This is a genomic window from Rathayibacter sp. AY2B9, assembly GCF_002931595.1.
GTDB lineage: Bacteria > Actinomycetota > Actinomycetes > Actinomycetales > Microbacteriaceae > Rathayibacter.
The window spans coordinates 109712-132124 of sequence record NZ_PSUB01000001.1 but is presented as its reverse complement, the minus strand read 5'-3'; the positions used below and the strand labels follow the sequence as shown (position 1 = coordinate 132124).

Here is a 22413-nt window from a genome sequence, read left to right as displayed (position 1 = left end):
CGCTCACGCGTCGAGCGGCCGCTCACCCTCGCGGCGGCGACGCTGCTCCTCGGCGAGCCGCGCGTAGTGCGCCTCCTCGCGCTCGAGGTCGGCGAGCTGCTCCTCGGTGCTCTTCGGAGCGGGCCGCACCACCATCGTCGGCGGCGCCTGCTTCCGGCGGCGGGGCACTCGGCCGCCCGGCACGAAGGATCCGCCGTCGCCGCGCTTCCAGTCGTGCCCGAGCAGGAACCACAGCGAGACGCCGATGAGCGGGAGGAAGAAGATCAGCAGGATCCACACGATCTTGGGCAGGTTCTTGATGACGTTGTCCGGCTGCCGTACGACGTCGACCAGCGCGAGCACGGTCAGGACGATGATCACCAGCGAGAAGACGAACCCCATGCAGTCGAGGGTACGACGCCGAGGGCTCCCCGTCGCCGCTGTGCCGGCCGACGTCCGTGGCGCCTGCGGTCGAGGAGCGGCTCCGACGCATCCGCCCCGTGCCTCCGCGCTGTTCGGCGCCGATCCCGGGCACACGCCTGCTCCCCACGAACGCGTGCCACCATCGGACGATGACCGAGACGCCGCCCGCCCCCGCCTCGACGCCGGCGAGGAAACGCCTGACCGCCGCGCGTCTCGCCCTGCTCGCCGGCCTCGTCCTCGCCGTCGCCGGACTCGCGGCCCTCGCGCTCGTGCCTCTGCAGTTCGCGAACATCGACCGTCAGGGCTTCGACTACGTGTGCAGCGTCAGCCTGGGCGGCGTCCCGCCCGAGGCTGGCGACCTGGTCCGCGGCTTCTGGTCGTGGTGGCCGCTGGGCGCGGCCTGCGAATGGACGCTGCTCGACGGCACGACGGTGGTCGACCTCCCCGACTGGTCGACGACCGCCGTCGCGATCGTGGGGGCCGTGCTGCTCGTCGTCGGCGCGGCACTCGCGATCGCGTCGCCGCTCCTCCGCAGGCGCGCTCCGGTCCCGTCCGTCTAGCGGTCGAAGAGGTTCCCGAGGTCGCCGAGCCCCGACAGCTGGAAGTCGGAGCCGAACTCCGACACCTGCTCCCCCAGCCCGGACACGTGCTCACCCGCACCGGAGACGAACTCTCCCGCGCCGCCCGTGATGTCGCCGAAGTCGCCCAGGTCGCCGAACCCGCCAGCGAGGTTCTCGAAGTCCACGCCGAGGCCGGACGCCTGCGCGAGCAGCGGACCGGCGACGCTGCTGATCACGGCGCCGCCCGCGACCGCCGCGAGCAGTCCGCCCGCCGCGCCGAGCCCGATGCCCGCCGCCGCTCCGACGCCAGCACCCGCGAGGGCACCGCGGGTGCCCGGCTTCGAGAACATCTTCTTGAGGAACCCCGGATCGTTCGCCTCGCCGCGCGTCGCCGCGCGCGCCAGGTCCTCGGGGGCGGAGGACCGCGGCTGCTCGTTCGCGGGCAGCTCGTCGCGGAGCCGCGCCTCGACCTGTGCGCGCTGCGCCGTCGTCAGCTTCGTGAACGCGTCGCGGTGCACCTGCTCGAGCTGCTCCGGGTCGGCGGTCCGGAGGAGGTAGTCGTAGCGCGCGATCGCCGCGCGGTCCTCCTTGGTGACGACCGGCTGCTGCCCGGGCCGGGCGTCCTGAGGGCGCGCGGAGGGGCGCTGCGGCGACCCGTACTGCTGAGGCGGCTGGGCCTGCCCGCTCCGCGAGTCGCCCGTCACCTTGTCGGCAGCGGAGCGCACGAGGTCGCGCCAATCGGTCGTCCCGCTCGAGGACGAGCCCGAGCCACTCTTCGAATCGAGCGCCTTCGACGCCATGCCGAGAACGCGCTTGAACATGCTCACAGAGAACCTTCCGTCGAGTACCAGCCTCGATCATGGCGGCGCCGCCTGAGCGAAGGCCCGCGAGACGCCCTCAGAAGGCCGTGAGCGGTGGGCCGAAGGCCGTCCGGAGTCTTTCCCGGAGGGCGTCGTCGCAGACGTACACGTACGTGCCGAGCATCCCGCGGGTTAGGAGCACCGCGTAGATGTTGACGATGTACTGCAGGAGCTCGTCGTCGGTGTAGTCGCGGCCCATCCGTCCCGGGTTGTTCTCCTTGCCCTTCTTGTCGTGGTAATCCGAGCGGGAGACCCTCAGCCGGCCCTTCTCGCTGTCCCACCTCAGGTCCGGGCCGATGACAACTCCCGCGTAGTTCAGGTCGTACCCCTGCACGGTGTGGATCGAGCCCATCTCGTCGGCGGAGCCGGGCGACGCGATCCAGTCGACCTGCGTGCTGTTCCAGCGGAGCCGCTCTCCCTGGATCTCGATGTCGGCGGCTGACGGATCCTTCCGCGACGTCCAGCGCCACGCGTAGCCGGCGACCAGCCGCGCCAGACCGCTCTCCTCCTCCCGCTGCCGCAGGTCGCGCCGCAGGGCTCCGAAGTCGTCGTAGAAGCGGAGGTCGTACTCCCCGAAGTCCGGTCGCCGGGGGAGGTCTGCTGCCGTCGGATCGAGGACGGCGCGCACCCAGCCGACGTAGTCCGTTCCGGCGCGCACCCGCATCTGCGAGGTCAGACGGTGCAGGCGGCCGTCCTCCTGAGCGGATCGGATCAACGCGTCGATCGCGGGCCGCGGAAGGTCTGCCGGTCGGACCGACTGCGCCGCGTCGAGAAGGAGGATCTGGTGATCGCTCTTCGCGCGGATCCAGTCGAGCTGAGTCCGGGCGTGATCGTCGGAGCCGAATAGCGCAGTGGTGATGTCCGTGAACTTCTTGTTGAGGGAGCCCGACGGCTGGTTGGCCCGCTGATTGAGGCGGTGCGACTCGTCGACGACGAGGAGGTCCCAGCGTCCCGGGTCCTCACCGACCTGGAAGGGAGTGAGCACCATCTTCTCGTCGAGCCCTGTGGTCTTGGCGAAGACCTTCTTGATCGAGGAGCGCAGAGACTGCTGCGGCACGACGATCCCAATGCGCAGCCCGCGCAGCAGTTCGCGGGTGTCGGCGAAGAAGAAGTCCGAGAAGACGGAGTCGCCCTCGACGAGGTCGTCCAGCCGGTCCTCGCCGGGAGCCTCCTCGGCTCTGTCGATCCTCTCCGCGAACAGCCGGACGTCCGCGAGGAGCTTGAGGAGGTAGACAGCGACGATCGTCTTGCCCGTCCCCGGCTCCCCCTGAACGATCGACGTGGACTGTGTCTGCTTCCCGAGGTCCTCGACGAGCGCGTCGACGATTCCGACGACCGCCGCCGCCTGCTCGGAGGTGAGCGTCTTGAAGGGCGACAGTTTGAAGAGGTCGCTGTTCTCGATCTCAGCGATGCTCCGCGTGAACAGGCCTTCCAGGCGCAGCTGCTCGAAGATCTCGGCGAAGCGGTCCTGGTAGGCCGCCCGGTCGTAGTAGTCGGAGTCGACGATCCCCTCGTTGCGATTGAGGACGGCGAATCGACCTTCCGCGAAGAGCAGCTTGATCAGGAAGGATTCGAGATCGAGGCAGACCGACTTGTTGAACCTCGGATCGACGATCACGCGCGCCGTCTGGAGATCGACCTTGTCGACCGAGCCCAGGTGCTGCCGCAGCCGGCTCGCGGCGCTCCTCGTCTCTCCGACGTAGACCCGCGGGAGCCGCCTCGCGCGGCGCTTGCTCTCGTCCAGGACGTAGACGACCGGCCAGTTCGAGCGGCGGTCGTCCGTCATCGCCCAGGCCTTGACGGACGGCCCGTCGAAGACGATCCGCTCGATGTCAGAGGGCGTCATACCGGGCGCTGCTTCCCCGTGCCCTGTCCACCGGGTACTTCTCGCGCGTCCGCATGAGCTTCGACCGCACCAGGTCCTCGGGGTCGGCGCCGATCCTGTCGGCGAGCAGCAGGCAGTAGGTGAGGACGTCCGCCAGCTCGGATCGGACGGCATCCCGGTCGGCGTCGTGGCCCCACTGGAAGCATTCGAGCAGTTCCCCCGCCTCGATGGCGATGCTCTTCGCCAGATTCTCCTCCGAGTGGAACTGCGCCCACTCCCGCTCGGCGACGAACGCGGCGAGCTCGTCGCGCAACTCACGTGTGGTCATGGAGCGACGCTAGCGCAGGCCCTGCTTCCCGACACGGGCGGCAGCAAGGGCCGGCGGCCCGGGGCACCGAAGCTGCCGCACGCAGGACCAGCCACTATCAGGGCCGTTCGCCCGGCGTGCGTCGACCGCGGAGTGTGCGAGCGCTTACGGCGGGGCACCCGACCACCTGAAGAGGCTCTTCAATCAGGTCTTCCTCGCGCGTGTTCTCGTTCAGGCGGACGAGACCGTCACCGTCGAGTTGAACGAGCCCTTCGCCGCGATCGCCTCAACCGCCGTTCAGCTCGCAGCACACGAAAAAAGCACCACTCGAAAGAGTGGTGCTCGGAGCCTCACCAGCTTCCTGGAGGCCGAGATCGGCGCCGTCTCGGCGTTTTTCCCTGGCAAGGGTCTTGGTGACGACACTTTGGTGCACCTATCTGCAGATAGTCAAGAAAGATGGGAGCGCGCACTGGTGGCCGCCAGGACCGGAACCAACAGGGGTGACGAGCCAGAAGCACCTGCTCCCCCGGTCGGCGTTCAGGCTCTCCGTCAGCGCCAGGTGCGGCTGTCTGATGAGCAGAAGGCCAAGCTCGCCGCTGAGCACGCCCCCGATCCGCGCCGAGAACGCCATACGCAAGTACAGCGGACGCGAACTCAGCAGAAGGATGCTGCGCGCAATGGACGCCTCGAGCCCGCCGACGGGTCCGTCGCCACCCGACGCTGAAGACGCGGGGCGCGGTCCACTGAAGCGAGCCGGATCGACCTAAGCCCTCTGATCTGCGAAAGCGTGCTGATTAGCACGTCGACGAAGTCGCTCGAATCTCGCATCATGGCCTCCCCATTATCGCCACCCGCACGCCGTCTCTTTGCCCGGCGTCGTGGTGTCGAACCGAAGGTAGCTCTGACGTCCGACATCGAGCGGCCAGCCACCCGCCAGACCAGCGCACATCGACCTCAACCTTGACCTCGCAGCGGTCGACGCGAGGATGTCTGCACCGAGGGCGGTTCCCGACCGCTCATACCTCAGACGATCCGGAGCTCATCGATTTCCATCGGTGACCGGCGCACGGAATTTAACATTCACTCTGTTAGTTCGATGCGCTACTTCGAATTGGGCCGCCCAGTCGCTTTCCGGGAATACCAGCTGCCATCTTTGCAATCGCGGTGTCAAGTCGGAGCCGGCCCGCGTCACCGGAGAAACCCCGGACCGCATCCAGCAGCGCACGGTCGTCTTTGGCCGTCAGCTTGGGTTCGATTATCGAAAGAAGCTCGGTCCATTTTCTCGAACCAGCACGGGTCGCTAATACGTTTGAGATTGACTCGTCAGTGAAGGCGCGAAGGGCGATTCGCGCCAAACTCACGTCTAATGCTTCGAGGAGTCGACGGTAGTCGGGCTCGGCGGAAAAAGCAGTCCCATAGCCGTTACCTAAATAGACCTTAACCAAAGTTCGAACATATTTAGCACTTATAGACTCAGGGATCTTGCCGCTCTTACCTACTAGACTCGCAAGTCTGCCCGCCGGCGCGGATTCAGTGTAGAAATTATCCATTCCGACGTGCGCGGACCGAAGCTCGTCAAGGGCTGCATCGATTTCGACCGCCCTAGTTGCCTCCGGGAGGTACGAAGCACCATCGACAAGATCTATAAGCTCACGCGCAGCGGTCGCTTGATCGGTATCAGCACTTGCGGCGAAGCGACCGTGCCGAATGCCATAGCCGTTGCGGCGCTCGTCGCTGACGTGCGGCCACAGTTCCGGCCAGAGCATTCGCACGTTATCGGCGACCGTCGGTGTGCGAGCCGGAGCAACGTACAGGCCGAATAATCCGTCAGCCAAGGTGTCCGCGCGGTCCTGCGGAAGCTCTCCGAAGAAGGCAGCCGCATTGTCGACAGCGCCCTGCGTCAGCAAATCCTTTCGGATATTCGAGAGTAGCTTTTTTGTATCTGCAGTTATAGTATCTGGCGGCGTCGTGATGACTTGAATTACGCAAGTCTCAAGCCAGTTTGCAAGATCTAGTCCGGTGAGCTCAACCTGATTCGGGTGAGCGGCGCTCGCATGATTGCGCATGTAGCGAATATTGTCTAGACGCTGGTATCCAATTTCCGTAAGCAGCCCAATTTCACGGGCAGCCTGCAGGAGACTCGCGTCATCAATGCGCGTCAGGTCCTCAGCGGTCTTGAGATGCTTCCGCAAATCACTGTTCTTAACTGCGATATCGAAGAAGTACGTGAGGTCGAACCCCGCCACCCGCCGACGAAGCTCCCCTACGGTCTCGTCCCACAGATAGTTGAGCGCGGCGTCGAAGAGGCCGGCCGCGGCCGCGGCCACCATCTTGCTTATGTAACGCGATCCCGAGCGCTGATCGGATGAAAGCCTTTCGATGGCATCACCCACGTTGCCAAGCATTCTCCGCCGTTCGTTGACGGAGACAAACACGGCGTCGTTCGGCAAACCAGCAGCGGCGAGCTGATCGAGGATCAGTTGCTCGAATCGTTCGAGATCTGTGGTCGTGTCGACGCGGCCCCCGGCAGGGGGTCGTACAAGTTCCTGGCTCATCTACAGTCCTCCTCGACCGTCGCACCCGGAGCGACTCCGATCACGCTAGCGGCTCCCCGTGCGCCTCGGACATGACACGAAGAGCCGAAGCACAACTGACTGGCCGGCTACCCTCCCCGGCCACCATCGGCAATGCTTGGATGACCGCCGCGGGCAGTCCTCCGGGGCCAGGGAGCAAGCGCTCTACGCTAGGCGGGCGTTACTCTCAGGCATGGCGTACGTACCGATCATCCCCGAAGGCATGCACTTAGGGACGTCACGACTCGTCGACGGTGCCGTCGTCGGGCATCTGTTCGATGACGAGACCAACGAGCTCAAGGGGCACGCTGCGTGGCAGCGGGTCGATGATCCGGACAACGCGGGCCACGAGCCGCCTCCGTACCGCTCCTCCGACGAGCTGACACCGGAGGAGCGTGAAGCCCTCGCTCGGCTCGTCGCCACGATCGTAATATTGGTCGCGCGGGCTGCGTCTCCTCACGTGAAGCGCTGGTGGAACACGCTCGCCCTGCCTCTCCTCCGGGAGAAATGGAAGCAGCTACGTGCGCTCCGCAGCGCGAAGGGCACCAAGTCTCATGATGGCGGGGAGACGCTGTCCACGGCAAAGCCTGACAGCCCAGAGCAGATACTCGTCGATCTGCTCGCGACGCTCAAGGTCACGATGAGTGAGGAGATGTGGAACGGAGCCTTCACGAAACTGCTTCAGGCCGGCTCATTCACACCGGAGCAACTCCGGGTCCTGCAGGAAGTCCAGAACGTAGCGACGAGGAGCAATTCTGCGGCTCCCCTCACCGAGACTCAGTTTGCTGAGCGACTCCAGCTCGTCCTACAGGCGAACCCCGTCCTGCTCACGGCAGACACGTCCCAACAGCTGGAGCGCGCCTTGCCGCTTGAACTGATGGCCTAGCACAACCCGGCGGGTCGAGAAGGGCGGTCGGAAGTGGCACGAGACATCGGCACTCAGATGATCCTCGCCGAGTGGCTTTTCGTCGAGACGGTCGCCGACATAGAGCGGCGGAGCCGGCGTAGTGCTGTGTACAGCCGCTACGAGCTACTCGGCATCGCTCCCCTGCTTCGCAAACTCCTGATCGACCAGCGTCCACTGCTCGACATCGTCAAATCGGATCGGCTCAACGGTCCGCCCTTATTCGCTGTCCACCCCTGTCGCCCGCCTACTCTGGTCGACGGGCAGGAGGACTTGCAGTACGAGCTTCAACTAGGGAACCCGGACGTCGGAGCTGAAGCGGACCCACCGGCTGAGGGCGTCCCCTCGTTTCTTTCAGCCGTCGTTGGTCAGGTCGTAAGCGTCGATCTGACGGTCAAGCAGGTTACTTCACTATCACGTGCATGCCGAGGGCGGGGTGCACGCCAGGGTGCCCAAAATCCAGTCGAGGCCAAGATCGCGCGCGTGGCGCCATTTCTCGTATGGCTCTCAGCTGGCCAGATCGAGATACTCGCCCGCCCGGGTCGCACCCCACTCCAAAACTTGACCCACTGCGAGACGCTATTCTCGCCCGTCCAGTCGTGGCACCGCGCTTGGCCGTGTCCAGGGCAGGTCTCTACAACGACCTGCGAACAGTGAGGGAAACCCAGGATGCTGCACCTGACTGAAACTGAGACCGTCGCTCTCATCAACGATGAGCCTCGCCATCGCTGCCGCCCGCGAGGCGGCCACCGGTGAAGGCGTCGTGTTTCCGGTTGTCGTCGGCCGCACCGATGCAGATAAGCAGCGGTTCACCCTCAAATCGGGAACCACGGGTTAAAATTGGCAAGTAATGGCTCACCAGGCCTCCGTCGCAGCAAGCCATTGCAGAAACCAACGAGGCTGTCGTAAACACGCTGGAGGTTGGCGACGTCCTTCACCCCCAGTTTCGCGACGGGATGCCCTGCGGCGAATGCGCGGATCGCAGCGAGGTAACTCTCCGCATGAGCTGGTACGAGCCAGGTCTCGCCAGTCAACGCCCGTTCGCACAAGAATATTCGCGGCGGATCGAAGAAGTGTAGCGGGGTAATACATTCAGATCTGTGACTTAGGATCCGTTGTGATGTAAGTTCAATGAACGAAGAGGGGCGCATATGCGCATGCAAGTGGAAATAGTAAATGTAGGCGATGGTGCGTGCGCCGTCATTCGCGGCCACGGCGAAACGATGGTCATCGATTGCGGAAGCTTGCACGATCGGTTCGGGATAGCATCCGCGAAGGCTCTGCGGGCCGCCCTAGGCCCGATTGCTCCTCTGCCTACGAAGGTTGTCGTCACGCACTTCGATTTGGACCACTGGATGGGACTCAACGCCTTCGCGCAACAGTCGTCGAAAGGCTCGGTGAATGTCACCCTCTTTTATCCAGGCTTTCCACGAGTCGCGAGACCGATACAAGCCGCCCTAGTTGCCTATCAGACGGCCCACCTGAGCGCACCGGAGCGGTCGGCAATGGACCTGGCTAAATCCTGGGAAAGCAAGTCGGCAAGCCTGGTGCGCCACCCGGTCAACGCTGGGGCTACTATCTTTGCCGCCGGAACAGCATGGAATGTTCTCTGGCCGCCCCATCAGCTGGAGAGAAAGGTGAGCAAAGTATTTGAGCGAGTTGCGAGAGAGTCCGCGTCACTTGCAAAGGAGTACGCTCCACTCGGTGACGCTCTTGATTGGGCATACAGATCCGGACCGTTCTCCGATCAAAGAAACGAGGATCCTTTACAAGTTGAGAACGAGGAAATGCGCAACGACAGCGATGAGTACGACGGCAGCGATGAGTACGACGGCAGCGATGAGTACGACGGGCACCTGCCGACAGAGACATCCGCGCCAATTACAGAAGACGAAGATATTCTGGCGACATACGGGCAAGACGCCTTTTCAGATGCCAATCCTGAGCTGCGAAGGCGTTTGAGAAAGAACAGAGCGGAAGTCCAGGAGTTAAACAACGAGCTGAGTCTGGTCCTCGAAGAAGAGCGCGGCCTTATGTTGAACCTGGGCGATCTGCAGAGGTGGGGTTTGAACGAGTTGGTCAGACGTCGTTGGATGCGGCCCCACTACGATACTATTCTGGCTCCTCATCACGGCACTCAAGTCCCAGGGAAACGCACGCTCCCCAAATTTCCAAAGTCGCGAGTTACGGTAGCTCAGAACGGCCCAAGCCATTTTGGACGGTTGCGGCTCGAGCTTTCGCAGCACACGAACACGCTTCTGAGCACTGCTGTTATCGGCTCAGTCATGATAGATATTGAAACAGGAATACTGGTTTCACATTTTTGGGACGACCAAAGTAGGCACAGATTTAGCGGCCACTGAGCGGCTTAAATATGGCTGACTGACGCCCACCTCTTAGGCGGTCGTTCGCCGCTTGCGGCCCAATCTCTCTTCATTGCGGGGCAGAAGACATTCGACCTGAGCGGTCGAGCAGCGACACCTGCCACGGCAACGTCGGAGATCTCGAGGGGGTCATGAGCCGACAGTGCTGAGGCTCGAGGGCGCCGCTCAATGAACTGGCAACCGCACCCTCCGGCGGCGCTCTGCACTTGCTCGGGGGCACCGCTCGTCATGCGAGTGGACTCCCTGCGGGTGCCATGTCGAAGATGCGAACCGCGTTGTCGACCCTAGTCGCCCTCAATCTACGGGCCAGTTACCGCGGCGCCGTCAATGCGGCCTTTGTCCACCACTCCGCCGGCGCGCTGATCTCGGCTACGGAAAGCATCGACCAGTCGCCATCAGGTGCACTCCTTCACGGCATCATGTCCTCGATCGCCGAGTTTTACTCGCGCAACCTCGCGCACGAGGTCACCAAGGGCATGACGCAGAAGGTGCAAAAAGGCGGGACCCCAGGCCGGGCTCCGCTGGGGTACCTGAACGTCCGCGAATTCGACAGCGACGGCCGCGAGAGCCGAACCGTTCGCCCGGACGCCGACCGCGCTCCGCTCATCACCTGGGCCTTCCACCGCTACACCGAGCCGAGCGTCAGCCTGTCGCAGCTCGCCCTCGAACTCGCTCAGCGAGGACTCACCACTCGACGAACTCCGCAGATACCGTCGCGAGCGCTCACCGACAGGGACCTCCACAAGATCCTGACCAACTCGTACTACCTCGGCCTGGTCTCATTCTCGGGCGCGACCTACGCCGGCAAGCACGAGCCCCTGATCGATCAAGAGACGTGGGACAAGGTGCAGGACGCGCTGCAGTCGCGTCGCTCCGGCGAGCGCCGACGTCGTCACGACCACTACCTCAAGAGCACCGTGTACTGCGGGAACTGCCACAACCGGCTGATCGTGCAGATGACGCGGTCGAAGTCGGGCGAGATCTACCCCTACTTCTACTGCTCGGCGCGTCAGGCGAAGCGGAACGACTGCACTCAAAAGGCCGTCCTCATCCACGTCGTGGAGGAGAAGATCGTCGAGGAGTACAAGAACAGTCTCCGGCTCGACCGCATAGCTCGAGCCGACCTCGAGCGCCTGTTCCACGACGAGCTCGTGGCCACCCGAGGCGACGCCGAGCGACAACGAGCACAGATCAAGACGGACTTAGAGCGTCTCGAACGCGAGCAGCTGCGGCTCCTCCAGGCTCACTACGCAGACGCGATCTCGCTCGACCTGTTCAAGAAGGAGCAGGACCGCATCCGCGCTGAGCGAACGATCGCCGAGCGGGACGAAGCGAGGCTGACACAGGACGTGGCCGATGTTGAGTATGCGATCGGGCTCGCCCTTGATGTGAGCGCGGAGTGCGCCAGCGCTTACGGCTGGGCGCCCGACCACGTGAAGAGGCTCTTCAATCAAGTCTTCCTCGCGCGTGTTCTCGTTCATGCGGACGAGACCATCACCGTCGAGTTGAACGAGCCGTTCGCCACGATTGCCTCGACCGCCTTTCAGCTCGTTTCACACGAAAAGAGCACCACTCGAAAGAGCGGTGCTCGGACCCTCACCGGCTTCCTGGAGGCAGAGATCGGCGCCGTTCCAACGTTTTTCTCTGGCGAGGGTTTTAGTAACGACACTTTGGTGCCCCTGGAGGGACTCGAACCCCCAACCTGCTCCTTAGGACGGAGTCGCTCTTCCATTGAGCTACAGAGGCTGGCGGAGCCAGTGTACCCGCCGTGCCCCGCCCCCCGCGAAGCGCCGACCGGCCGCCCACCACAACGCTCGCGAAGCACGCCACGGCCCTCGTCGCGCCGACCGAGCGGCACGCACCTCTTGACACGGACGTCTCCCGCCTCCATGGTTAGTTACAACACCAACTAACCACCCAACCCAGCACCGAAGGAGCCCGCGTGGACGACTCCCGCCCGCTCTTCCTGCAGATCGCCGAGCAGATCGAGAACGACATCATCGACGGCGCGCTGCCGGAGGAGTCGCAGGTCCCGTCGACCAACGAGTTCGCCGCGTTCCACCGCATCAATCCGGCCACCGCCGGCAAGGGCGTGAACCTGCTCGTCGACGACGGGGTGCTCTACAAGAAGAGGGGGATCGGCATGTTCGTCGCCGAGGGGGCGCGCGACCGGCTGGTCGAGAAGCGCCGCACGCAGTTCCGCGACCAGTTCGTCGCTCCGCTGCTCGCCGAGGCCGCCAAGCTCGGCCTCAGCACCGAGCAGCTCGCCGACATGATCACAGAAGGGGGATCGCGATGAGCGCGGTCATCGAGGTCCACGACCTCACCAAGCACTACGGACGCATGCGCGCCGTCGACGGCATCGGCTTCGCGCTGGAGGAGAACCGCATCCACGGCCTCCTCGGCCGCAACGGCGCGGGCAAGACGACGCTGATGTCGCTGCTCACCGGCCAGGAGTTCGCCAGCTCGGGCGAGATCCGCGTCTTCGGGCAGTCGCCGGTGGAGAACGCCGCCGTCCTCTCCCGCACCTGCTTCATCAAGGAGAGCCAGAAGTACCCGGACGACTTCAAGGTGAAGCACGTCCTGCGCAGCGCCCCCTGGTTCTTCGACGGCTGGGACGAGGCGTTCGCCCGCGAGCTCGTCGAGGACTTCCGCCTCCCGGTCGACCGCAAGATCAAGAAGCTCTCCCGCGGACAGCTCTCGGCGATCGGAGTGATCGTCGGCCTCGCCTCCCGCGCCCCGCTCACGTTCTTCGACGAGCCCTACCTGGGGCTGGACGCCGTCGCCCGGCAGCTGTTCTACGACCGCCTCCTCCAGGACTTCGCCGAGCACCCGCGCACGGTCGTCCTCTCCACCCACCTCATCGACGAGGTCAGCAGCCTGCTCGAGCACGTCCTCGTCATCGATCGGGGCCGCCTCGTCGTGGACAGCGACGCGGAGGAGCTGCGGGGTGCCGCGGCGACGGTCATCGGACCCCGGCACGCCGTCGAGTCGTTCACCGCCGGCCGCGAGGTCATCGCCCGCTCCGCTCTCGGCAGCCGCGCCTCGGCCACGCTCCCCCGGCTCGACGACGCCGGCCGCGCCTCCGCCGCCCGCCACGGGCTCGAGCTCGAGTCCGTCCCCCTCCAGCAGCTCGTCGTCCAGCTCACCACCGGGAAGGCCTCGGAATGACCGCCCTCACCGGCGCCCACACGCGCCACGACACCGCCGCCGGCCGCCTCGGCAGCATCGTCCGCCTGCACTTCGCGAACCCCGCCACCATCCTCTACACGCCGCTGATCATCACAGCCGTCATCCTGTCGGGCAACCTGGTCGTCTGGTGGCTGATCCTCCGCGGGCTCGACTCCGGCGAGCGCCTCGAGGCGCAGGAGGGGATGACCTACTCCGGCGCGTCCTTCTTCCTCTTCGTCTACATGATGGTCGTGGCCGTCCAGTCGGTGAACGTCACCTTCGGCCTCGCCCTCGGCTACGGCGCCACCCGCCGCGACTTCTCCCTCGGCACGGCCCTCACCTTCGTCGCCCTCTCGGTCTTCTACACCGGCGTCTTCGTGGTCCTCGGGATCGTGGAGCGGGCGACCGACGGCTGGGGCTTCGGCGGCAGCTTCTTCCGCTCGATCTACTTCGGCGGGGACTCCGTGGGCGAGCAGGCCGTCGCGGTGCTCTGCGCCCTGCTCTTCTTCTTCTTCATCGGAGCGGCGACGGCGGCGGTCTACGTGCGCTGGCGCCAGCGCGGGATGCTGCTCTTCTTCGGGATCCTCGGCGCCCTCCTGCTGGCCGTGATCACCCTCCTCACCCTCACCGAGAACTGGCCCGCCGTCGGCTCCTTCTTCGGCAGCGTCGGATACGCGGGCGGCTACGCCCTCTCGCTCATCCCGACCGCGATCGCCGGAGTCGCGGGCTGGGCGATCCTCCGCCGCGCCACCCCGCGCAGCAGCTGACACCACCGCCACCGATCCGAGAGGACCGACCATGACCGCCCCCGCCCGCCGCTCCGCCTCCCCGCGGAGGATCCTCTCCGTCCTGAGGCTCCACCTCGCCCACCCCGGGACGGTCCTCGGCTGGCCGCTGCTCGTCCTGCTCGCCGTCCTCGCCGGCAACCTCGTGATCTGGTGGCTCGTCCTCCGCGGGACCGGGGCCGAGCGGGGCGGCGGCGACTCGGGCATCCTGCTCGTGGGGCCGGGGATGCTGATCGTCGTCTTCCTCTTCATCGGCTCCATCCATGCCACGACCGCCACCTTCGGGCTGGCGCTGAGCTACGGAGCGACCCGGCGCGACCACGTCCTCGGCAGCGCCCTCGCCTTCGCGGCACTGTCCGTGCTCTGGTCCGCGATCGTCGTGGCCCTCGGGGCGATCGAGGAGGCGACCGGGGGCTGGTGGCTGGGCGGCGCGCTCTTCCTCGCCTCTCCCCTCGACGGCCCGTGGCTCGAGCGCTTCGTCGTCCTGCTCTGCTCGCTCCTCACCGCCTTCGCCCTCGGCGGAGCAGCGGGCGCGGTCTTCCTCCGCTGGCGGGAGCGCGGAGTGACGGCCTTCCTCCTCGTCCTCGGAGCGGCGGCACTCGCGGTGGTCGTCGTCGTCACTCTCGCCGGCGGTCGGCCGGTCGTCACGGACGTCCTCGAGAGCGCGGGCACCGCCGCAGCCGCCGCTCTGCTCCTCGTCCCCGCCGCCCTGCTGACGGCGGTCGGCTCGCTGGTCCTCCGCCGGGCGACGCCGCGCGGCTGACCCCCTCCGGAGCCGGGCCTGCAAGGCCCTTCCGCCCCGGGCGTCCGGATGCCAGCGTGGGCACATGGCCGACTCCCCCGCTCCGTCCCTCCTGCCCGTCCCCGAGCACAGCTGGATCGCGCGACCCGCCGACGCCGAGCTGACCCAGGACACTCTCGACACGGTCGACGCCTGGTGGCGCGCCGCGAACTACCTCGCGGTCGGACAGATCTACCTGCTCGCGAACCCGCTCCTGAAGACCCCGTTGAGCCGCGAGGACATCAAGCCCCGCCTGCTCGGCCACTGGGGCACCACCCCCGGCCTCAACCTGATCTACGCGCACCTGAACCGCGCGATCCGCGAGCGCCGCCAGCCGACCCTCTACATCACCGGTCCCGGCCACGGCGGACCGGGCATGGTCGCCAACGCCTACCTCGACGGCACCTACAGCGAGATCTACTCCCACATCGACGAGTCGGAGGAGGGGCTGCGCCGCCTCTTCCGCCAGTTCAGCTTCCCCGGGGGCATCCCCAGCCACGCCGCCCCCGAGACTCCGGGCAGCATCCACGAGGGCGGAGAGCTCGGGTACGCGCTGAGCCACGCGTACGGAGCGGCGTTCGACAACCCGGACCTCCTGGTCGCGGCGGTCGTCGGCGACGGCGAGGCCGAGACCGGCCCGCTCGCCACCAGCTGGCACTCCAACAAGTTCGTGAACCCGCTCACCGACGGCGTCGTCCTGCCGATCCTGCACCTCAACGGCTGGAAGATCGCGAACCCGACCGTCCTCGCCCGCATCCCGCAGGAGGAGCTCGACAGCCTCCTCCGCGGGTACGGCCACGAGCCGTTCCTCGTCGAGGGCGGCTTCGACGGCGAGGACCCGATGCGCGTGCACGAGCGGTTCGCCGACGTCCTGGACACGGTGCTCGACCGCATCGCGGCGATCAAGGAGCGCGCCGCCGCCGGCGACCTCTCACGCCCGGCCTGGCCGATGATCGTGCTGAAGACCCCGAAGGGCTGGACCTGTCCGACCGAGATCGACGGCGTCCAGGTGGAGGGCACCTACCGCTCGCACCAGGTCCCGCTGCCCAACGCGCGCGACACGGAGGCGCACACCCGGCTCCTCGAGGACTGGCTCCGCTCCTACCGGCCCGAGGAGCTCTTCACCGAGGAGGGCGGCGTGGTCGACCGCGTCCGCTCGCTGGCCCCCGAGGGCGAGCTGCGGATGAGCGCGACCCCGCACGCGAACGGCGGGCTGCTGCGGCAGACCCTCGACCTGCCCGACTTCCGCCGCTACGAGGTCGTCGTGGAGCAGCCGGGGGGCACCGTCGCGGAGGCGACGAAGGTGCTCGGCGAATGGCTCGCCGACGTCATCCGCGCCAACCCGACCAACTTCCGCCTCTTCGGGCCGGACGAGGTCGCGAGCAACCGGCTGCAGTCCGTCTACGCCGCCACCGACAAGCAGTGGGACGCCGAGCTCAGCCCCCTCGACGACCACCTGGCTCGCGCCGGGCGGGTCATGGAGGTGCTCTCGGAGCACCAGTGCCAGGGCTGGCTGGAGGGCTACCTGCTCACCGGCCGCCACGGGCTCTTCACCTGCTATGAGGCGTTCATCCACATCATCGACTCGATGTTCAACCAGCACGCGAAGTGGCTGGACGGCACCCGCGACATCGAGTGGCGCCGCCCGATCGCGAGCCTCAACTACCTGCTCTCGAGCCACGTCTGGCGCCAGGACCACAACGGCTTCAGCCACCAGGACCCGGGCTTCATCGACCACGTCGTCAACAAGAAGCCCGAGGTCGTGCGCGTCTACCTGCCCTTCGACGCGAACACGCTCCTCTCGACCTACGACCACTGCCTCCGGAGCGTGGACTACGTCAACGTGGTCGTCGCCGGGAAGCAGCCCTCGCCCCAGTGGCTCACGATGGCGGAGGCGGTCGCCCACTGCACGCGCGGACTCGGCATCCTGGAGTGGGCGAGCAGCGAGCGGCAGGGCGAGTCCCCGGACGTCGTGCTCGCCTGCGCGGGCGACGTGCCGACCCTCGAGACCCTCGCGGCGGTGAGCATCCTCCGCGAGAAGCTGCCGGACCTCGCGATCCGCACGGTCAACGTGGTCGATCTGATGCGCCTGATGTCGGAGTCGGAGCACCCGCACGGCCTCTCCGACCGCGAGTTCGATGCGGTCTTCACCCCCGACCGCCCGATCGTGTTCGCGTACCACGGCTATCCGTGGCTGATCCACCGCCTGACCTACAAGCGGACCGGCCACGGCAACCTGCACGTGCGCGGGTACAAGGAGAAGGGCACCACCACCACTCCGTTCGACATGGTGATGCTCAACGACCTCGACCGCTACTCGCTGGTGATCGACGTCATCGACCGGACCCCCGGCCTCGGCGCCCGCGCCGCCGGTCTCCGCCAGGAGATGCAGGACGCCCGCATTCGCGCCCGCGCCTACACCCGCGAGCACGGCGAGGACATCCCCGAGGTCGCGAACTGGACCTGGGCCGGCGAGCGCTCCGGCAACGCCAGCGCCAACACCGGCAACGACAACGAATGACGCGGCGCGAGGGACGACCTCAGCGGCGTTGTCGTCAGGCGCGATACCGCCGGTATCGCTTCCTCCTCCGCCTTGCCGAGCCCGCCCCTCGCACCGCGTCCACTCGAACGGCGGAACGTCGTCATCGGATATCCGCGGGGGCGATGCCGACTCCGCAGCGTCAGGCTGCGGGAGCCAGGTAGTCGTCCCAGTCGGGCTGCGTCCGCTCCGCGCCGCGCACGAGCCAGGAGCCGGCGCGCGGCATCCGGGGGACGGTGCGCAGACGCCATCCCATCTCGTGCGGGGTGCGGTCGCTCTTGACGTTGTTGCAGCGCTGGCAGCAGGCGACGAGGTTCTCCCACGTGTCCCGGCCCCCGCGCGACTTGGGCTGGATGTGGTCGATCGTGGCCGCGTGCTGACCGCAGTAGCCGCAGCGGTGGTTGTCCCGGCGGAGCACGCCCCGGCGCGACACCGGCACGCTCCGGCCGCTCGGGATGCGCACGTACCGGGTCAGCACGATCACCGAGGGCCGCACGTGGTCGCCGTGCGCGCTGTGCACCGGATTGCCCTCGTCCGCGGCGATCACGGTCGCCTTCTCCGTCATCAGCAGGACCAGGGCCCGCTTGAACGACACCACCGCGAGCGGCTCGTAGCCGGCGTTGAGAACCAGAGTGCGCATCAGTGACCTCCGTGCTGTCGCACGCCGTCGCGCGAAGGCGCCGCGACCACGAGCAAGGGCGCCGTCGTGATGACGGCGCCCTGCGAGGCCGCGGCGGAGTGCCGCGCGATGACGTGGAGTCGTATCCGCGTGTCGGAGGAGTGCACCGCCGCGGTGAGGACCCGCGCGCGTATCGAATCGGCCGGCCGCACGCGCGAGCGCAGCCCCACGCTGTGGCGCCCGCTCCGCTCGGCCATCCCGGCACTCCGTCCCTCGACGAATCGATCCGCTCGCCACGCGAGCGGACTGGGGTTCAGGTTAACCCTTCACGCCCGGAACACCAGGGGTCGGTCCGGATTCGTCACGCGGCGTTCACACGGCGGGACGACGAGAGCCCGCCCCCTCCAGGAGGGGACGGGCTCTCGAGCGGATCGACCGGATCAGCCGTTGATGCGCACGATCCGGTAGTCGGAGGTCCACAGCGGCTGCACGCGGACGCTCGCGCCCTCGTACGGCGCGTGCAGGATGTTGCCGTTGCCCGCGTAGAAGCCGTCGTGGCCGTCCATGATGACGAGGTCGCCGGGCTGCGCGTCGGCGAGCGAGACGGGGGTGCCCATGGCGCCCTGGCCCGCGGCCGAGTGGGGCATCGAGATGCCGTACTGGGCGAAGACGTACATCACGAAGCCGGAGCAGTCGAAGCCGCTCGGGTCGGCTCCACCGAAGACGTAGGGCACGCCCTGGTACTGCATCGCCGTGTTGAACACCGCCGAGAGGCTGTAGCTGGTGGTCGGGGCGGCGGCCGCGATCTCGCTGGCCGAGGCGCCGGAGTAGGAGTTGAACTCCTCGGCGGTCTCGGCGCGCGCCTCGGCGACGTCGCTCGTGTCGACGACGGGCTCGGCCACCACGACGGGCTCGGGCTCCGGTGCGGGCGGCGGGGGCGCCGCCTCGGCCGAGAAGCCGTCGCGGGCGATCGCGGCCTGCACCACTCCGCCGTCGACGGCGACGGTCTGCGCGGAGCCCTGGCGGAGGAGGTCGGCTCGCGACGCCGCGAACAGGCCGTCGTCCTGGCTGCCCGGAGTGAAGGCGTAGGCGGGGAGCGCCATCGTCGCGACCAGCGCGCCGGCGAAGCCGACCATCGCGACCTTGCCGACGACACGGCCCCGGCGCTTGCGCGGGGTCCCGGCCGGCGACGGCACGAAGTCGGTGATGTCCGCGCGGCGGGCAGGAGCTGCGGGAACGGCGCGACGGGAGACGGGTGCGTCCCCGTGGATCCGGGCGCGGATGACCGGGGGCCGGTTCTCGAAGGTCGCGTCGCCGGAGCGGTCGGGGTGGTTGGAGCGGAACCGGTCGGGTGAGCCGGCGTCCTCGTTCGGGGTGAGGGGGTTCTGGGGCAAGGGGGAGATCCTCCGACGTCCCCTCAGCCCAGGCAGCTGTCCCGTCTCATGCACGAAGCATCGGTGTGCACAGGATCCGAGACGGGTGTGGGGGCGTCGGATCCCGCGCCCTGGGACCGAGGCTCGGCCGCAGGGCTCCACAGAGCGTAAGCGACCGTTACCGATTTGTCACCTTCTCGGCGGGAAGAGACCGCTCTCCCGTTCGCCTCCGGTCACCGGATGCGGTAAGGGCCCGTACGGGCCGCTCCCAGGGAGACGCGGATCAGACGACGAGGAAGATGTGCGCCGCGACCTCGTTCGGCAGCTCGATGCCCGCCTCGGCGCCGTCGATGCGAGCAAGCACGTAGCCGTTGAGGGCCGAGAACTCGCCCTCGGCACCGGGGACGACGCCGGCCTGCTTGAGCTGGAGAAGGAGCTCCGGATCGACCTGCGCCGGCTCGCCGAGGCGCCGGACGACGCCGCGGCGGGGCTCGCTCGACCCCGCGACGAAGCGCGGCAGGCTGATGACGCCGTCGGCGAAGCGGGAGGCGGGGGTGTCGCCGAGCTCGTCCAGGCCCGGGATCGGGTTGCCGTAGGGCGACTCCGTCGGGTGGTCGAGCATCTCGAGGAGACGGCGCTCGACCTGCTCGCTCATCACGTGCTCCCAGCGGCAGGCCTCCTCGTGCACGAACTCCCAGTCGAGCTTGATGACGTCGTGGAGGAGCCGCTCGGCGAGGCGGTGCTTGCGCATGACGTGGATCGCCTTGCGGCGGCCGTCGGAGGTGAGCTCGAGGTGGCGGTCGCCCGAGACGACGACGAGGCCGTCGCGCTCCATGCGGCCGACGGTCTGCGACACGGTCGGCCCGGAGTGGCTGAGCCGCTCCGAGATGCGCGCGCGCAGCGGGATGATGTTCTCCTCCTCGAGCTCGAGGATGGTGCGCAGGTACATCTCGGTGGTGTCGATCAGATCCGTCATCTCAGCCTTCCCGTCTCGGCGCGCTCCACCCTAGTGGTCGCCACGACGCAGCATCGGCGCTGCGGCGCGACGCAGGCCTCCGTCGCTCGGAGGAGGGGTGCGGGCCGGGAACCCTAGTATTAACGCATGCCGGACCTCACCATTCCTCGCGAGCTGCTCCCCCACGACGGACGGTTCGGCTGCGGCCCGTCCAAGGTGCGGCACGACCAGCTCGCCCACCTCGCGACGCAGGGCGCGCACCTCCTCGGGACCTCGCACCGCCAGGCGCCCGTCAAGGACCTCGTCGGGCGCGTGCGCGAGCATCTCGCCACGCTGTTCCGCATCCCCGACGGCTACGAGGTCCTGCTGGGCAACGGCGGCTCGACCGCCTTCTGGGACGCCGCGGCCTTCTCCCTCATCGAGCGCCGCGCCGAGAACCTCACGTTCGGCGAGTTCGGCCAGAAGTTCGCGGCCGCCGCCTCCGCGCCGTTCCTCGAGCCGGCCCACGTCGTCTCCGCCCCGGCGGGGTCCCGAAGCGAGGTCGAGGTCGTCGAGGGGATCGACGTGTACGCGTGGCCCCACAACGAGACGAGCACCGGAGTGATGGCCCCGGTCCGCCGGGTCCGCGGCGACGAGGGCGCGCTCACCGTCATCGACGCCACCAGCGCGGCGGGCGGCATCGACGTCGACATCGCCGAGGCCGACGTCTACTACTTCGCCCCGCAGAAGAACTTCGCCTCCGACGGCGGACTCTGGTTCGGCCTCTTCTCCCCCGCCGCGATCGAGCGGATCGAGCGCATCGCGGCGAGCGGCCGCTACATCCCCGAGTTCCTCAGCCTCAAGAACGCCGTCGACAACTCGCGCCTGAACCAGACGCTGAACACTCCGGCGCTCTCGACCCTCCTGCTGATGGAGTCGCAGCTCGAGTGGATGAACGCCTCGGGCGGCCTGGCCTGGGCGTCGGCGCGCACGGCCGAGTCCTCCTCCGCGATCTACGACTGGGCCGAGGCCTCGAGCCTCGCCACCCCGTTCGTCGAGGTGCCCGAGCACCGCTCCCAGGTCGTCGCGACCGTCGACTTCGACGCCTCCGTCGATGCCGCTCTCGTCGCGAAGATCCTCCGCGCGAACGGGATCGTCGACACGGAGCCGTACCGCAAGCTCGGCCGCAACCAGCTGCGCGTGGCGACGTTCGTCGCGATCGAGCCGGACGACGTCCGCTCGCTGCTCGGCTGCATCGACCACGTCCTCGAGCGCCTGGCGGTCTGAGGCACGCCATGCGGCTGTGGCTGCGCGAGGAGGAGCGGCGGCCCGCGCCGCCGCCCTACGCGAGCGACGACGCGACGGCTCTGCTGGTCGGGTGCGTCGTCTGGGCGGTCGCGCTCGTGGCCGTGCTCGTGGCGACGGCCGTCGGAGCCGTCATCGAGCCGGTCGTCCTGTCGACCGTCGTGATCGGACTGGTCCTCGGCACGATCGGGCTGTTCTACAGCCGCAACCGCCGCTAGACCGCGTCGGTCTCCATCCGGAGTCCGGTGGCGTCGGCCTCGGGCTCGAGACGGACGCGCAGGCCGGTGAACTCGCCGAGGCGCTCGACGTGGGTGCCGCCGCACGCGATCGCGGCGTCCCCCGCGGGGAGGGTGCAGCGCCATGTCCGCCGCGTGCTGAGGAGGTCGTCGTCGCGCTCGATGCGCACCTCCGCGTCCGAGGCGATCCACTCGGCGAGGAGGGCGTTCACCCGCTCCTGCACCTCGAGGATCTCCGCCAGCAGGCGGGCGGTGTCCATCCCGCTGCGTCGGAGGGACTTGCCGAGGCGGTAGACGTCGGTCGAGCCGGACTCGCGGATCCGCGAGGTCTGGATCGCCGCCTGGTCGAAGTCCGGGTTCCCGAGAGCGTCGGTGCGCGCCGGCTTCGACCAGAACGAGGCCAGAGCGGCGTTCAGGGCGAGGGAGGCGAGGTGGCAGGCGGTGTGCCCACGGGAGAGCTCGTGCCGGTGCTCCGCGTCGACCTCGACGTCGACCTCGTCGTCCACGTGGAGTGAGGAAGGGTCGTCGACGATGTGGACGACGACGAAGCTCCACTCCGGAGTGCCGAGCCGCGCCGGGAGCCGCTCGCCGACGTGCAGCTCGCCGCCCTGCCACGCCCCGATGCGGCAGTCGATGAGGGGATGCCGCTCCCCCGCCACGACCAGCGCGCCGCGGTCGGGCCCCTGGTCGGGCCAGGTCGGGTCGACGGGGTGAGCGGAGGTGGCATCGAGGACGACCGCCCAGCGGCCGTCCTCCAGCCGGCCCACGTGCTGCACGCGCCCGGAGGAGCGCACGGCGCCGTCGGGATAAGCGATGCGGGTGTCGGAGTCGATGCTCATCGGGCGGCGCCGGACC

The 22413-nt window shown here is 67.6% G+C and carries 22 protein-coding genes, 1 tRNA gene and 1 pseudogene; 13 read left to right on the top strand and 11 right to left on the bottom strand.

Annotated elements, in window-relative coordinates; all coding sequences use genetic code 11:
• Positions 1-3: 3 nt before the first annotated feature.
• Positions 4-381 (bottom strand): PLD nuclease N-terminal domain-containing protein, encoded by a 378-nt coding sequence (locus C5C25_RS00705; RefSeq protein ID WP_104249441.1) that lies wholly within the window; start codon positions 379-381, stop codon positions 4-6.
• A 170-nt stretch (positions 382-551) separates the two neighbouring features.
• On the opposite strand from C5C25_RS00705, the gene C5C25_RS00700 reads away from it, so the two are divergent.
• Positions 552-962 (top strand): hypothetical protein, encoded by a 411-nt coding sequence (locus tag C5C25_RS00700; RefSeq protein WP_104249440.1) that lies wholly within the window; start codon positions 552-554, stop codon positions 960-962.
• On the opposite strand, the gene C5C25_RS00695 is transcribed toward C5C25_RS00700, so the two are convergent.
• From C5C25_RS00695 to C5C25_RS00685, 3 genes are all read right to left on the bottom strand, one after another.
• Complete coding sequence (locus tag C5C25_RS00695) at positions 959-1783, bottom strand: hypothetical protein (protein WP_258069307.1); 825 nt, start codon at positions 1781-1783, stop codon at positions 959-961. The genes C5C25_RS00700 and C5C25_RS00695 overlap by 4 nt on opposite strands.
• Positions 1784-1859: 76 nt before the next feature.
• The gene (locus C5C25_RS00690) at positions 1860-3668 is read right to left on the bottom strand and encodes a DUF2075 domain-containing protein (protein ID WP_104249438.1); all 1809 of its coding nucleotides are present in this window, start codon (positions 3666-3668) and stop codon (positions 1860-1862) included.
• Positions 3655-3975, bottom strand: coding sequence for a nucleotide pyrophosphohydrolase (locus C5C25_RS00685; protein WP_104246730.1), 321 nt, complete (start codon positions 3973-3975; stop codon positions 3655-3657). Before C5C25_RS00685 ends, C5C25_RS00690 begins: the two co-directional genes overlap by 14 nt.
• Positions 3976-4213: 238 nt before the next feature.
• Here C5C25_RS00685 and C5C25_RS16230 point away from each other — a divergent pair, with 238 nt between their 5' ends.
• On the top strand, positions 4214-4678 hold the full coding sequence (locus C5C25_RS16230) for a hypothetical protein (RefSeq protein ID WP_146079403.1): 465 nt from the start codon (positions 4214-4216) through the stop codon (positions 4676-4678).
• A gap of 364 nt (positions 4679-5042) precedes the next feature.
• Here C5C25_RS16230 and C5C25_RS00675 read toward each other — a convergent pair whose 3' ends face one another.
• The gene (locus C5C25_RS00675) at positions 5043-6509 is read right to left on the bottom strand and encodes a hypothetical protein (RefSeq protein WP_181133603.1); all 1467 of its coding nucleotides are present in this window, start codon (positions 6507-6509) and stop codon (positions 5043-5045) included.
• A 136-nt stretch (positions 6510-6645) separates the two neighbouring features.
• Between C5C25_RS00675 and C5C25_RS16225 the strand changes: the two genes are divergently transcribed.
• The 4 genes and pseudogenes from C5C25_RS16225 to C5C25_RS16975 form a co-directional block, all read left to right on the top strand.
• Positions 6646-7413 (top strand): hypothetical protein, encoded by a 768-nt coding sequence (locus C5C25_RS16225; RefSeq protein ID WP_146079402.1) that lies wholly within the window; start codon positions 6646-6648, stop codon positions 7411-7413.
• A gap of 730 nt (positions 7414-8143) precedes the next feature.
• On the top strand, positions 8144-8269 hold the full coding sequence (locus C5C25_RS16720; protein WP_258069306.1) for a hypothetical protein: 126 nt from the start codon (positions 8144-8146) through the stop codon (positions 8267-8269).
• A gap of 313 nt (positions 8270-8582) precedes the next feature.
• Positions 8583-9794, top strand: a complete 1212-nt coding sequence (locus C5C25_RS00660; RefSeq protein ID WP_104249434.1) for an MBL fold metallo-hydrolase — start codon at positions 8583-8585, stop codon at positions 9792-9794.
• A 275-nt stretch (positions 9795-10069) separates the two neighbouring features.
• A pseudogene (locus C5C25_RS16975) lies at positions 10070-10840 on the top strand (recombinase family protein); the annotation flags it as partial.
• Positions 10841-11017: 177 nt separating this feature from the next.
• Here the strand turns inward: C5C25_RS16975 and C5C25_RS00650 are convergent.
• Positions 11018-11296, bottom strand: coding sequence for a hypothetical protein (locus C5C25_RS00650; RefSeq protein WP_104249433.1), 279 nt, complete (start codon positions 11294-11296; stop codon positions 11018-11020).
• A 190-nt stretch (positions 11297-11486) separates the two neighbouring features.
• Positions 11487-11561, bottom strand: a tRNA-Arg gene (locus C5C25_RS00645).
• A 196-nt stretch (positions 11562-11757) separates the two neighbouring features.
• Between C5C25_RS00645 and C5C25_RS00640 the strand changes: the two genes are divergently transcribed.
• The 5 genes from C5C25_RS00640 to C5C25_RS00620 all read left to right on the top strand — a co-directional run bounded on the left by C5C25_RS00640 (position 11758) and on the right by C5C25_RS00620 (position 17073).
• Positions 11758-12114 carry a GntR family transcriptional regulator gene (locus C5C25_RS00640; RefSeq protein WP_104224613.1) on the top strand — a complete coding sequence of 119 codons (357 nt, stop codon included), beginning with the start codon at positions 11758-11760 and terminating at the stop codon, positions 12112-12114.
• Positions 12111-12986, top strand: coding sequence for an ABC transporter ATP-binding protein (locus C5C25_RS00635; RefSeq protein WP_104249432.1), 876 nt, complete (start codon positions 12111-12113; stop codon positions 12984-12986). The genes C5C25_RS00640 and C5C25_RS00635 overlap by 4 nt, the downstream gene beginning before the upstream one ends.
• Positions 12983-13753: an ABC transporter permease gene (locus C5C25_RS00630; RefSeq protein WP_104249431.1), complete on the top strand. Its 771-nt coding sequence runs from the start codon at positions 12983-12985 to the stop codon at positions 13751-13753. Before C5C25_RS00635 ends, C5C25_RS00630 begins: the two co-directional genes overlap by 4 nt.
• Positions 13754-13784: 31 nt before the next feature.
• Positions 13785-14534, top strand: a complete 750-nt coding sequence (locus tag C5C25_RS00625) for a hypothetical protein (RefSeq protein ID WP_104249430.1) — start codon at positions 13785-13787, stop codon at positions 14532-14534.
• A 64-nt stretch (positions 14535-14598) separates the two neighbouring features.
• Positions 14599-17073, top strand: a complete 2475-nt coding sequence (locus C5C25_RS00620; RefSeq protein WP_104249429.1) for a phosphoketolase — start codon at positions 14599-14601, stop codon at positions 17071-17073.
• Between the two features lie 160 nt (positions 17074-17233).
• On the opposite strand, the gene C5C25_RS00615 is transcribed toward C5C25_RS00620, so the two are convergent.
• The 3 genes from C5C25_RS00615 to C5C25_RS00600 form a co-directional block, all read right to left on the bottom strand.
• A complete protein-coding gene (locus C5C25_RS00615) occupies positions 17234-17731 on the bottom strand; it encodes an HNH endonuclease (RefSeq protein ID WP_104224608.1) in 498 nt (165 codons plus the stop codon).
• Positions 17732-18150: 419 nt separating this feature from the next.
• Positions 18151-19104 carry a C40 family peptidase gene (locus C5C25_RS00605; RefSeq protein ID WP_244229473.1) on the bottom strand — a complete coding sequence of 318 codons (954 nt, stop codon included), beginning with the start codon at positions 19102-19104 and terminating at the stop codon, positions 18151-18153.
• A 262-nt stretch (positions 19105-19366) separates the two neighbouring features.
• Positions 19367-20059, bottom strand: a complete 693-nt coding sequence (locus tag C5C25_RS00600) for a metal-dependent transcriptional regulator (protein WP_104224606.1) — start codon at positions 20057-20059, stop codon at positions 19367-19369.
• A gap of 126 nt (positions 20060-20185) precedes the next feature.
• On the opposite strand from C5C25_RS00600, the gene serC reads away from it, so the two are divergent.
• Together serC and C5C25_RS00590 are read left to right on the top strand one after the other, a co-directional pair.
• A complete protein-coding gene (serC, locus tag C5C25_RS00595; RefSeq protein WP_104249428.1) occupies positions 20186-21304 on the top strand; it encodes a phosphoserine transaminase in 1119 nt (372 codons plus the stop codon).
• Positions 21305-21312: 8 nt separating this feature from the next.
• Positions 21313-21540 (top strand): DUF2530 domain-containing protein, encoded by a 228-nt coding sequence (locus C5C25_RS00590; protein WP_104224604.1) that lies wholly within the window; start codon positions 21313-21315, stop codon positions 21538-21540.
• Here the strand turns inward: C5C25_RS00590 and C5C25_RS00585 are convergent.
• The gene (locus C5C25_RS00585) at positions 21537-22397 is read right to left on the bottom strand and encodes a metal-dependent hydrolase (RefSeq protein ID WP_104249427.1); all 861 of its coding nucleotides are present in this window, start codon (positions 22395-22397) and stop codon (positions 21537-21539) included. The genes C5C25_RS00590 and C5C25_RS00585 overlap by 4 nt on opposite strands.
• Positions 22398-22413 lie beyond the last annotated feature (16 nt).